General features: G+C 56.0%; 10 protein-coding genes. 8 read left to right on the top strand and 2 right to left on the bottom strand.

Annotation, left to right across the window (positions count from 1 at the left end; genetic code table 11):
- Positions 1-17: 17 nt before the first annotated feature.
- On the top strand, positions 18-620 hold the full coding sequence (locus ACXAGA_RS14040) for a PAS domain-containing protein (protein WP_475118096.1): 603 nt from the start codon (positions 18-20) through the stop codon (positions 618-620).
- Here the strand turns inward: ACXAGA_RS14040 and ACXAGA_RS14035 are convergent, their stop codons facing one another.
- Positions 621-1,991: a class II 3-deoxy-7-phosphoheptulonate synthase gene (locus tag ACXAGA_RS14035; protein WP_475118095.1), complete on the bottom strand. Its 1,371-nt coding sequence runs from the start codon at positions 1,989-1,991 to the stop codon at positions 621-623.
- 227 nt (positions 1,992-2,218) lie between these two features.
- On the opposite strand from ACXAGA_RS14035, the gene ACXAGA_RS14030 reads away from it, so the two are divergent.
- From ACXAGA_RS14030 to ACXAGA_RS14000, 7 genes are all read left to right on the top strand, one after another.
- Positions 2,219-3,214 carry a GlxA family transcriptional regulator gene (locus ACXAGA_RS14030; protein ID WP_475118132.1) on the top strand — a complete coding sequence of 332 codons (996 nt, stop codon included), beginning with the start codon at positions 2,219-2,221 and terminating at the stop codon, positions 3,212-3,214.
- 172 nt (positions 3,215-3,386) lie between these two features.
- Positions 3,387-4,577 carry an ABC transporter substrate-binding protein gene (locus ACXAGA_RS14025; protein WP_475118094.1) on the top strand — a complete coding sequence of 397 codons (1,191 nt, stop codon included), beginning with the start codon at positions 3,387-3,389 and terminating at the stop codon, positions 4,575-4,577.
- Positions 4,578-4,665: 88 nt separating this feature from the next.
- A complete protein-coding gene (locus ACXAGA_RS14020) occupies positions 4,666-5,448 on the top strand; it encodes an ABC transporter ATP-binding protein (protein WP_086450500.1) in 783 nt (260 codons plus the stop codon).
- A complete protein-coding gene (locus tag ACXAGA_RS14015) occupies positions 5,445-6,158 on the top strand; it encodes an ABC transporter ATP-binding protein (RefSeq protein ID WP_475118093.1) in 714 nt (237 codons plus the stop codon). Before ACXAGA_RS14020 ends, ACXAGA_RS14015 begins: the two co-directional genes overlap by 4 nt.
- A gap of 1 nt (position 6,159) precedes the next feature.
- Entirely contained in the window at positions 6,160-7,170 is a 1,011-nt protein-coding gene (locus ACXAGA_RS14010; protein ID WP_475118092.1) for a branched-chain amino acid ABC transporter permease, read from the top strand.
- Positions 7,167-8,489, top strand: coding sequence for a branched-chain amino acid ABC transporter permease (locus ACXAGA_RS14005; RefSeq protein ID WP_475118091.1), 1,323 nt, complete (start codon positions 7,167-7,169; stop codon positions 8,487-8,489). Before ACXAGA_RS14010 ends, ACXAGA_RS14005 begins: the two co-directional genes overlap by 4 nt.
- Positions 8,490-8,659: 170 nt before the next feature.
- Positions 8,660-11,107 carry a penicillin acylase family protein gene (locus tag ACXAGA_RS14000; protein WP_475118090.1) on the top strand — a complete coding sequence of 816 codons (2,448 nt, stop codon included), beginning with the start codon at positions 8,660-8,662 and terminating at the stop codon, positions 11,105-11,107.
- Here ACXAGA_RS14000 and ACXAGA_RS13995 read toward each other — a convergent pair.
- Positions 11,083-11,700 carry an FMN-binding negative transcriptional regulator gene (locus ACXAGA_RS13995; RefSeq protein ID WP_475118089.1) on the bottom strand — a complete coding sequence of 206 codons (618 nt, stop codon included), beginning with the start codon at positions 11,698-11,700 and terminating at the stop codon, positions 11,083-11,085. The genes ACXAGA_RS14000 and ACXAGA_RS13995 overlap by 25 nt on opposite strands.
- Positions 11,701-11,741: the final 41 nt, after the last annotated feature.

The following is an 11,741-nucleotide window of genomic DNA, read 5'->3' as shown; positions in this document are numbered from 1 at the left end:
TTACGATGGAGCCGGTTATGGACGTTATTCAAATCAATCAGATCAACACCCCTGACAATCGCGATGTCATCGCTGATATCGAAGCGTATTGGCAAGACATGCGCGGTTTGTCCGGCCTGCCCAAACGGTCGTCGTTTGATCCTGCGCGTCTGGACATGGCTTTACCTTATTCTTTCATTCTGGAACGCGTGGCCAAAGGTGCGGCACGGTTTCGGGTCAGCGGCCAGAAAGTGAATGAAATGATGTTGATGGAAACACGCGGGATGCCGTTGTCGTGTTTTTTCCACAATGACAGTCGCGCCGAACTGGCCCAGATCATAAATGACTGTTTCGATGGGCCGTCGATCAAACGCCTGACTTTGTTTGCAAACCGTGGTCCAGCGGCAAAAATCCACGGCAGAATGATCTTGCTGCCTTTGGCTGGGCATAACGGATTACCGACCCGCGTTATGGGCGCGATCATCACCGATAGCCCATCTTATGTGCGCAGCCCCAAATTTCACATCGCAGACCATGGCGGACACATTGCGGAACGTGTCGTGTGGACGAATGATGCCCCCATCAAAACAAAAGGGCCGGCGCAGCGGCCAGCCCTTCGTTTGATTGTCGACAACAGCTAATTAGCCGTTCGCAACGTCAGCCAGTTTTTCGCGGCGCGCCGACAGTTCTTCGGCGACTAGGAACGCTAGTTCCAACGATTGCGACGCATTCAAACGTGGGTCGCAAGCGGTGTGGTAACGGCTGGACAGGTCTTCGTCTGTGACTGCGCGCACGCCGCCGGTGCATTCGGTCACGTCTTTGCCGGTCATTTCGAAATGGACGCCGCCTGGAACGGACCCTTCGGCGTTGTGCACGGCAAAGAATTCGCGCACTTCGCGCAGGACGCTGTCGAACGGACGGGTTTTATAGCCCGAGGTCGATTTGATCGTGTTGCCGTGCATTGGATCACAGGTCCAAGTCACGTTTGCGCCTTCCTCCTGAACGGCTTTGATCAGGCGTGGCAGGTGTTCACCCACGTTGCCTGCACCGAAACGCGCGATCAGGGTCAAACGGCCCTCTTCGTTTGTTGGGTTCAGCGACTGCATCAGCGATTTCAGGTGACCAGAGGTCATCGACGGGCCGCATTTCAGACCGATCGGGTTGATCACGCCTTTGCAGAATTCAACGTGCGCGCCGTCAGGCTGGCGGGTGCGGTCGCCGATCCAGATCATGTGACCCGAACCTGCCAGCCATTTGCCCGAGGTCGAATCCAAGCGGCACAGGGCTTCTTCGTATTCCAGCAGCAATGCTTCGTGGCTGGTGTAGAAATCGACGGTCTGCATCGCGTGCGCAGCTTCGTCGCGCATACCTGCCGCATTCATGAAATCCAGCGTGTCGCTAATGCGGTTCGCCAGTTCGCGGTAACGTTCAGCCTCTGGGCTTTCGACAAAGCCCAAGGTCCAAGAATGCACCTTGTGCAGGTCAGCGTAACCACCGGTCGAAAACGCGCGCAGCAGGTTCAGCGTTGCCGCGGCCTGAGTGTACGCCTGCAGCATACGGTCAGGGTCAGGGATGCGATCCTCTGGCGTGAAATCGAAACCGTTGATGATGTCACCACGGTAGCTAGGCAGTTCGACGCCGTTCACTGTTTCTGTCGGTGCCGAACGCGGTTTTGCCATCTGGCCAGCCATACGGCCAACTTTGACCACAGGCACTTTGGCGCCGTAGGTCAGAACCATCGCCATCTGCAGCATCACTTTGAACGTGTCGCGGATGTTGTCCGCGCTGAATTCACCAAAGCTCTCTGCGCAGTCACCACCCTGAAGCAAGAACGCTTCGCCGCGCGAAACAGCTGCCAGCTTTGCCTTTAGCTTGCGGGCTTCGCCAGCAAAGACCAAGGGCGGATAGCTGGCTAGCTTCGCTTCTACAGCGTTCAGCTTTGCCCCATCCGTATAGTCGGGCATCTGAACTCGGGGCTTTTGGCGCCAGTCAGATTTTTGCCACTCGGTCATTGTCTTGCTCCGTAAAAATGTCTCTTTTCAACGATCCGCTATAATCGATTTTAGCGGTATCAGAGGCCATTTATATAAACTGCCTCGATTGGGGCAATGCAAAAACGGTTTTTGCCTAAAGTTAGGGCGTTCGGTGAAAGGCTAAGCAAATTCTTTGACTTTACCCTCTTGCGTCGTTTTGAAAAAAAATGTTCTGGTCCATCATTCACCGAAGCGATGGGGCCACGATGGAAAGCGACATTCAAATTGTCGACGTAGAAACAACCGGCAAAACACGTCGGTTTGTCTTTGTTCTGTTGGAAAATTTTACACTTTTGTCTTTCGCGGGCGCCGTTGAATGCCTTCGGATTGCGAACCGGATGTCGGGCAAATCCCTGTATGATTGGGTTCTTGCTGGTGACGGCGGCGACTTTGTTACGTGTTCAAACGGGACAGAATTTAAACTGAACATAGACCTATCCGACCTTGGTCGTGACGATACCTTAATGCTGTGCGGCGGCGTCGATGTTCAAAAAGCGACAAACAAACGCGTGCTGAATTGGCTCCGCAAAGAATCACGTCGCGGCGTGACCATCGGCGGGCTATGCACCGCCAGTTTCGCGCTGGCCAAAGCGGGGCTGTTGGACGGAAAACGCGCCACCATTCACTGGGAAAATCAAGATAGTTTCGCCGAAGATTTCGAAGAAGTTTTGCTGACAAAATCGGTTTTCGTGGTCGATGGTAACATCATGACAGCGGCTGGCGGCACGTCATCGTTGGATTTGATGCTGAAATTGATTGCCGACGACCACGGCGAAGAATTGGCAAATGCTGTGGCGGATCAGCTGATTTATTCGTCCATCCGTACCGACCGCGACACACAGCGTCTGTCGATCCCATCACGGATCGGCGTGCGTCACCCCAAATTGTCCAGCGTCATTCAGATGATGGAAAAGAATATCGAAGAACCCATCAGCCCCGCGACGTTGGCCAAAGATGTGGGCATGTCGACGCGCCAGTTGGAACGCCTGTTCCGCCGTTACCTCGCGCGGTCACCAAAACGGTATTATATGGAACTGCGCCTGCAAAAAGCGCGGAACCTGTTGATGCAAACGGATATGAGCGTGATTAACGTCGCCCTTGCCTGCGGTTTCACGTCGCCTTCGCATTTTTCGAAATGCTACCGCGCGCATTATGAAACGACCCCGTACCGTGAACGCGGTGCGCATGGGCGGAAAGAATAACCTCAAATATACCAATGATCCGTCCAATTTGCGCGGAATGGTTGATCAACGCATAGGATAGCCCGTGAAAAACTGCTTTCGCGGGCTATTTTCGTTCCGTCACCGCTTCACTTTTCCAATTGGTCAACTTAGCGTGTGATCAGGATAACAACATCCGATAGGGAGTCTAAAAATGAAAAAACTTCTTCTGGCCACTGCGGCCACCGCTCTGGTTGCTGGTGCAGCCTCCGCCGAAGGTCACGGGTCCGAAGTTAAGCTGGGCGTGATTCTGGGCTTTACCGGTCCGATTGAATCGCTGACCCCTGACATGGCAGCAGGCGCTGAACTGGCAATGGCCGAAGTCACCGAAGCAGGTAACCTGCTGGGCGGCATGGCTGTCACTCCGGTTCGCAAAGACTCGACCTGTGTTGACGCAGCCGCAGCAACCACCGCAGCCGAAGAACTGATCGCCGAAGGCGTTGCAGGTATCTTTGGCGCTGACTGTTCGGGCGTGACCGGCGCGATCCTGTCGAACGTTGCTGTGCCAAACGGCATGGTTATGATTTCGCCATCGGCAACGTCCCCAGGTCTGTCGACCGTCGAAGACAACGGCCTGTTCTTCCGCACCGCACCATCTGACGCACGTCAGGGTGTTGTCATGGCTGAACTGTTGATGTCCCAAGGCGTTGAATCGGTTGCAGTGACCTACATCAACTCTGACTACGGCAAAGGTCTGGCTGACGCATTCGAAGCGGCCTACACCGAAATCGGCGGCACCGTGACGATTTCCGCATCGCACGAAGTTGGCAAAGGCGACTATTCGGCTGAAGTTGCGGCGCTTTCGGGTGCAGGCGGCGACCGTCTGGTCGTTGCTGGCTACGTTGACCAAGGCGGCGGCGACATCGTTCGCGCAGCACTGGACGCTGGCGCATTCGACACCTTCCATTTCCCAGACGGCATGATCGGTGACGCACTGGGCGGCACGTTCGGCGACGAAATCGACGGATCGTTCGGTCAGGCACCAGGTTCCGACAACCCAGGTTACGGCACCTTTGTTGAACTGGCTGGCGACGCATTCAACGGCGAAGGCACCTATGCGTCGGAGTCCTATGACGCTGCTGCGCTGATCATGCTGGCGATGCAGGCGGCAGGTTCGACCGACCCGAACGTCTATAAAGAGTTCGTAGAGGCCGTTGCAAACGCACCGGGTGAACCAATCATGCCAGGCGAGCTGGGCAAAGCGCTGGATATTCTGGCCGAAGGCGGCGACGTTGATCTGGTTGGCGCAACTGGCGTTGAGCTGGTGAACGGCGGCGAAGCTGCTGGTTCCTACCGCGTGATCGAAATGTCGGGTGGCGAAATGGTCACCGTCGAATACCGCTAATCTGAACGATTAGACCAATTTACGGCGCGGGGAATCTCCGCGCCGTTTTTCCATAAGATGAACGCGTAAAGCGTCGCTGGGGATACAAATGATTGTCGTAGACAACCTCCATAAACATTTTGGCGGGTTCCACGCTGTGGATGGCGCCAGTCTAGAGATCGAAAAGGGTTCGATCACTGGATTAATCGGGCCGAATGGCGCGGGAAAAACCACTCTTTTCAATGTGATCGCGGGCGTTCTTGAGCCAACCTCGGGCCGCGTGACCATGGACGGCGAAGATATCACAGGCCTGCCGCCACATGAATTATTCGGCAAAGGTCTGCTGCGCACGTTCCAGATCGCGCATGAATTCCATTCGATGACCTGCCGCGAAAACCTGATGATGGTCCCTGCGGGCCAGTCGGGCGAAAGCCTGTGGAACACGTGGTTCGGCCGCAAACGCATCGCAGACGAAGAACGCGCCCTACGCGCCAAAGCAGACGAAGTGCTAGAGTTCCTGACGATCAGCCATTTGGCGGATGAGAAGGCAGGCAACCTGTCTGGCGGTCAGAAAAAACTGCTGGAACTGGGCCGCACCATGATGGTGGACGCCAAGATTGTGTTCTTGGACGAAGTCGGCGCAGGCGTGAACCGCACCCTTCTGATGACCATCGGCGACGCGATCCTGCAGCTGAACAAAGAACGCGGGTACACATTTGTTGTGATCGAACACGACATGGATTTCATCGGCAAAATCTGCGGCCCCGTCATTTGTATGGCCGAAGGTAAGGTTCTGGCCGAAGGCAGCTTGGCTGAAATCAAAGCGAACGAACAGGTGATCGAGGCCTATCTGGGCACCGGCCTAAAGAACAAAGACAAGGTGGGCGCATGACCGAACCTTTCCTGATCGGGGATAATATGACCGGCGGTTACGGCCGCGGCCCCGATATTCTGCACAACTGTACCATCGCGGTGAACCCTGGCGAAATCGCCGTGATTGTTGGCCCGAACGGCGCTGGCAAATCGACGGCGATGAAAGCCACCTTTGGCATGCTGAACGTCCGGTCCGGTTCGGTCCGTTTGGACGGCGAAGACATTACAAAACTGTCTCCGCAGGAACGCGTGATCAAAGGCATGGGGTTCGTCCCCCAAGTCCGCAATATTTTCCCGTCCATGACGGTCGAAGAAAATCTGGAAATGGGCGCCTACATCCGTACCGACGATTTCCGCAGCACGATCGAACAGATTTATGACCTGTTCCCGATCCTGCGCGACAAACGCAATCAGGCGGCGGGCGAACTGTCTGGCGGTCAGCGTCAACAGGTGGCCGTGGGCCGCGCGCTGATGACTCAGCCAAAAGTTCTGTTGCTGGACGAACCGACTGCGGGCGTTTCCCCTGTTGTGATGGACGAACTGTTTGATCGCATCATCGAAGTCAGCCGCACAGGCATTCCGATCCTGATGGTCGAACAGAACGCCAAACAGGCGCTGGAAATCGCGGATCGTGCTTATGTTCTGGTGCAGGGCGCAAATGCGCATACCGGCACCGGCAAAGAGCTATTGGCAGACCCCGAAGTCCGCCGTTCATTCTTGGGAGGTTAAGATGGATTTTCTTAACGCTCTGGTGAATATCACCAACCTTTTGATCATTCCGGCAACCACCTATGGCGCGCAGCTGGCGCTGGGTGCGCTGGGTGTGACGCTGATCTATTCGATCCTGCGGTTTTCGAACTTTGCCCATGGTGACACGATGGCCTTTGGCACGATCGTGACCATCGGCATCACATCAGTGTTCCAATCATGGGGCATTTCGCTGGGCCCGCTTCCAACTGCCCTTTTGGCCCTGCCCTTTGCCGTCGTTGTGACAGCGGCATTGTTGGTCGGCACGGATTTCGCAGTTTACCGTTTCTATCGCGCCAAACGCGCAGTTCCGATCATCTTTGTCATGGCGTCGCTAGGCGTGATGCTGATGATGAACGGCTTTGTCCGTTTTCTGGCCGGCGTGAAAAACATATCGTTCGATGACGGCACGCGTTTCATTATAAAAGCCCGTGATTTCAAAGAAATGACAGGTTTGGCCGAACCTCTGGGACTGCGCACAACGCAGGTTTTGACCGTGGTTGTCGCTGTCGCAATCGTGGCTTGGCTGTTCTGGTTCCTGAACAAAACGCGCACCGGTAAATCCATGCGCGCCTTTTCCGACAACGAAGATTTGGCGCTGCTGTCGGGCATCAACCCCAACCGCGTTGTGATTGTCACGTGGATCATTGTGGCGCTGCTGACCACGACTGCGGGCGTTCTATACGGTCTGGACAAAGGGTATCAGCCTTACGTCTATTTCCAGCTGTTGCTGCCCACCTTTGCCGCAGCGATTGTCGGCGGTCTGGGTAACCCATTGGGCGCCATCGTCGGCGGGTTTGTCGTGTCCTTTTCCGAAGTCATGATCACCCACGTCTGGAAAAAGGTGCTGACCTATCTGATGCCAGAAAACCTAGAACCATCGAGCCTGATGCAATTGATGTCCACCGAATATAAATTCGCCGTCAGCTTTGCGATCCTAGTTATCGTGCTGCTGTTCAAACCAACCGGTCTGTTCAAGGGGCAATCGGTATGACCCAAACTGTACGAGCATCACTCTTTTTCGCCATCATGGCGGTACTATTCATCGCAGAAGGCACCACAAATACGTGGGTATTCTCGGGCTCTTGGAACACGTCGCTGGTTATTTTGAACATGGCGCTGGTATCGGCGATCATGGCCTTGGGCGTGAACCTGCAATGGGGCTACGCGGGTCTGTTTAACACGGGCATCATGGGCTTTGTCGCCCTGGGCGGTTTGGCTGTGGTCATCACGTCGATGGCCCCGGTTCAGGAAACGTGGGCCGCTGGTGGTCCGCGTATTTTCCTAGGCTTGGCTGTTGGCGCCGCATTTCTGGTCGGAACCATTTTCTTGCGCAAAAAAATGCCCGAAGGCCGCAATCGCGCAATCGCGACAGTGGTCATGTTGGTCATCGGCTTTGCTGCGTATCGCAGTATTTTCGACGGCGGCGTAAACGCGGTCGAGGCGATCGACCCATCCGTGTCAGGCTATCTGGGCGGTCTGGGATTGCCTGTTGTGCTGGCTTGGCCCGTGGGCGGCCTGTTGGCGGCGGGCGCTGCGTGGATCATCGGTAAAACGGCATTGGGCCTGCGGTCTGACTATCTGGCGATTGCAACGCTGGGCATCGCAGAAATCATCGTCGCCATCCTAAAGAACGAAGAATGGCTGGCGCGCGGTGCGAACAACGTCAACGGTCTGCCGCGTCCTGTGCCTTATGAAATCGACCTACAGCAAAGCGCCGATTTCGTCGCCAAAGCCGCAGAATTGGGCTTGGATCCGGTAACGGCGTCGACCCTCTACGTGAAAATCGGTTACGCGCTGATGTTCACTGCGGTGCTGGTGTTCATTCTGGTCCTGTCGCAACTGGCGCGTCACAGCCCATGGGGCCGTATGATGCGCGCGATCCGCGACAACGAAACAGCCGCGCGCGCGATGGGTAAAAACGTCACCCGCCGCCATTTGGAAATCTTTATCCTAGGGTCTGCCGTTTGCGGGATCGCGGGGGCAATGATGACCACCCTAGATGGCCAGCTGACACCAAACAGCTATCACCCACTGCGTTTCACATTCCTGATTTGGGTGATGGTGATCGTCGGCGGATCGGGCAACAATCTGGGTTCGGTTCTGGGCGGTTTCCTGATCTGGTGGCTCTGGGTCAAAGTGGAACCCATGGGCCAATGGCTGGCGCAGGTCACTACGGCTGGACTGGACCCAACGAACTGGTTCGCGGTCCGCATGGCAGAGGCAGCCCCCCACATGCGCCTATTTACCATGGGTCTTATCCTGCTCTTGGTCTTGCGGTTTAACCCGCGCGGGTTGCTACCTGAAAACTAAACATCGAACGGGGCCCCAGCGGCCCCGTTTTTCTTTGTGGGCAAAGGGTTGCCTGCCCAAGTAAAGATAAGGTTCGCACTTGTTCCCGTGCGCGTGTCAGAATATTCCCTAATCTATCTGGTTAGGGTTGTCCGTTCGACCAGCCAAGCGATGCTGCCAAAGGGGCCGGAATGCTCAATCTGTTTCGATGGATGTTATACCTTGCGACAATCCTGTTCGGATTGATCGTCGCATCGACGTTTCTGGCCTATTATTTCGCGTCCCGTTCGCTGCCCGATTACGATGAACGGATTGAAACGACGGATATTTCGGCACCCATCGAAATCGTGCGCGACAATTCGAACGTACCGCACATCTTTGGCGAAACCGATCCGGACGTCTTTTTCGCGTTAGGATTCGCCCATGCGCAGGATCGCATGTGGCAGATGCTAACGGCCCGCCGCACAGCCCAAGGACGCATGGCAGAGCTGTTCGGGCAAAGCTATCTACCGTCTGACATTCTGATGCGGCGATTGGATTTGTATAACCTATCGCTCGCGTCGGTTGACGACCAAGACGACTACACGTTGTCTGTTTTGAATGCCTACAGTGATGGCATCAACGCATGGTTCGACGAAGTGAACAACGGCGTTCGTGGGCGCGGCGCACCCGAAATGTGGCTGTTCAATCAGCCTATCGCGCCGTGGCAGCCCGGGGATAGTATCGCGCTGATGAAGCTTCATGCGCTGCGGTCTAGCGGACATCTACAGGCCGAAGTCCTGCGTGCGGATATTTCGCGTCTTTTGCCCGAGGAACGCCTGCGCGATATTCTGCCTGATGTACCGGGGCAAAGCATCGTTGATCTACCGTCCTATGCGGCGTTGGTCCCCAACCTGCCGTCGAACCAGTTTGCTGACATCATTGACCCGATCGGCGGCCCTGCCGTTACAGGTGCATCAAACGCGTGGGCCGCGGGACCAAACCGTTCAACGACGGGGTCCACGCTGTTGGCGAACGATCCCCACAACCTATTAACCGCGCCGGCCCAATGGTATCTCGCGCGGTTGGAACTACAGTCGGGCGGGATCATTGGCGCGACGATGCCGGGCATACCGGTGATCATGTCGGGTCGCAGCGCGGTTCTGGGTTGGGGCGCCACGACCGCTTGGGTCGATGATATGGACCTATATCTGGAACAGGTATCGCAAACCGCAGGTCGGTATCGCACCGCTGACGGAACGGCAGCGTTCCGAACCCGCGACAGCATCATCCGCATCAAAGATGCGCCCGCCATCACTCTGAAATTACTATGGACGGAAAACGGCCCCGTCTTGCCACCTGATCAATTCGGGTTGGCCGCCATCCGTCCCGCTGGCCACGTGGTCACGATGAATTGGACCGGCCTGTCGGACCAAGACACGACCATTGCGGGCTGGCTGAACGTGATGCGCGCACCAAACATGCGTGCCGCAATTCGTGCAGCAGAACCAATTATTGCGCCCGCTGTGAACCTCATGGTGGCGGACCGCAACGGTTTGGGCATGAAATTGGCTGGCGCCCTACCCGTCCGCGATGCTGGCCACATCACCCAAGGCCGCATGCCGTCATTTGGGTATCTGCCCGAAAACCAATGGCAAGGCATGCGCAACTACGCAGATGCCCCGCAAATCATTGATCCGGTCGGCGGGATTTTGGGAAACACCAACAATAAAACCACCACCGACGTCTTTCCCGATCACGTATCTTACGTCTGGGGGGACAGTCAGCGGATCTATCGTTGGCAGCGCCTGATGCAAGCTCGTGAAGTCCACACCAGAGAAAGCTTTATCGAAGCGCAGTTGGACACCGTCAGCTATGCAGCGCGGTCGCTGCTGCCGCTGGTCGGTGCCGAGCTTTGGTTCACCGGCGATCCGGCACAAGACGGCACGCCCGAACGTCAACGCCAACATGCGCTGGAAATGCTGGCGGCGTGGAACGGCGAAATGAACGAACATCTGCCCGAACCGTTGATCTATGCCGCGTGGATGCGCGCGCTGCAGGATCGCCTGATCCGCGACGAACTGGGCAATACCGCAGACCGCCTGACGCATGTTGATCCACTGTTCATCGAACGGGTTTATCGCAACATTGGCGGGGCTGCAGCATGGTGTGATATTATCCGATCCGCAGCGACGGAAACCTGTGTCGATATCGCCCGTCAATCACTGGACGAAGCGATCATCTGGATCGAAGAAACCTATGGTCCCGCGCTGGAATCGCTGCGTTGGGGCGACGCCCATAATGCCGTTCACAACCATCCGATTTTGCACGAAGCTCCGTTGTTGAAATGGGTCGTTAATATCCAGCAGTCTACCTCGGGTGGTGATCAAACATTGATGCGAGGCCTGACCTCGGGCGACCCTGCCGCACCTTTTGAAAATGTCCACGCTGCGGGGTATCGCGGAGTGTATGATCTGGCCGACCCAGACAGTTCTGTGTTCATCATTTCGACGGGGCAATCCGGCCATCCGCTGTCACGCTATTATGATGATATGGGCGATCTGTGGCGCCGCGGAGAGTATATTCCAATGTCGTTGGACCCAACGCTTGCGCGCGCAGCGGCTGTCGGCGTGACCTATTTCGAACCGCTATCCGAATAGCGCCGCATCTTTTCTGCCAAATCTGTGCCGCCGTTCGCTTCAATCGCGTTTGCGGCACCTGATATGTCACGCTGTTCTTTGTTCTGACTCAGCTTGGATTTCGCATCGATCCGGTCAATTTCGATCCGAACGGCGACAATATTGGCGATCATGCCGTCCAGATAATCGGGGGGCGCATCAGCCATGCGCCAACCACCCGACCCTTCGAAATGTTTGGTCAATCGCCCCACAACCGCGCGTTTCGATTTTTCGCTGTGATCGAAATGGATCCGACCATGGACATGCACAACGTCATAATTCCACGTCGGGACGACCTTGTGGTGGTCCGCTTTGGATGGATACCAATTGGGCGATACATAGGCGTTTTCAGCCTTAAAAATCGCCAATACCGCCGCCCCATCAGTCAACATGAGGTGCATATCGTTATTCAGCGCAATATGCCCAACCAAATCAGAACCGACCCGCAATAGCGGGATATGGTCCGCGTCAGGTGCGCTATTCACCACATAGGACACCGCAGCCAAAGGGTGCGCTGCGATCAGGGCGTCAATCGCGGATGGGTCAATTTGTTTAAAATGATCAGGCTGGTACATGGCGCGACCAAAGCAAAAAGGGCCCGCAAAAGCGAGCCCTT

This window comes from Marivivens sp. ABH4_498 (assembly GCF_056160585.1).
This window is presented reverse-complemented; position numbering and strand designations above follow the sequence as displayed.

Bases quoted from the DNA above. Each gene is read 5' to 3' on its own strand.
- ACXAGA_RS14000 (WP_475118090.1), top strand. From the start codon at position 8,660: ATGCTCAATCTGTTTCGATGGATGTTATACCTTGCGACAATCCTGTTC.
- ACXAGA_RS14005 (WP_475118091.1), top strand. From the start codon at position 7,167: ATGACCCAAACTGTACGAGCATCACTCTTTTTCGCCATCATGGCGGTA.
- ACXAGA_RS14010 (WP_475118092.1), top strand. From the start codon at position 6,160: ATGGATTTTCTTAACGCTCTGGTGAATATCACCAACCTTTTGATCATT.
- ACXAGA_RS14020 (WP_086450500.1), top strand. From the start codon at position 4,666: ATGATTGTCGTAGACAACCTCCATAAACATTTTGGCGGGTTCCACGCT.
- ACXAGA_RS14035 (WP_475118095.1), bottom strand. From the start codon at position 1,991: ATGACCGAGTGGCAAAAATCTGACTGGCGCCAAAAGCCCCGAGTTCAG.
- ACXAGA_RS13995 (WP_475118089.1), bottom strand. From the start codon at position 11,700: ATGTACCAGCCTGATCATTTTAAACAAATTGACCCATCCGCGATTGAC.
- ACXAGA_RS14015 (WP_475118093.1), top strand. From the start codon at position 5,445: ATGACCGAACCTTTCCTGATCGGGGATAATATGACCGGCGGTTACGGC.
- ACXAGA_RS14040 (WP_475118096.1), top strand. From the start codon at position 18: ATGGACGTTATTCAAATCAATCAGATCAACACCCCTGACAATCGCGAT.
- ACXAGA_RS14025 (WP_475118094.1), top strand. From the start codon at position 3,387: ATGAAAAAACTTCTTCTGGCCACTGCGGCCACCGCTCTGGTTGCTGGT.
- ACXAGA_RS14030 (WP_475118132.1), top strand. From the start codon at position 2,219: ATGGAAAGCGACATTCAAATTGTCGACGTAGAAACAACCGGCAAAACA.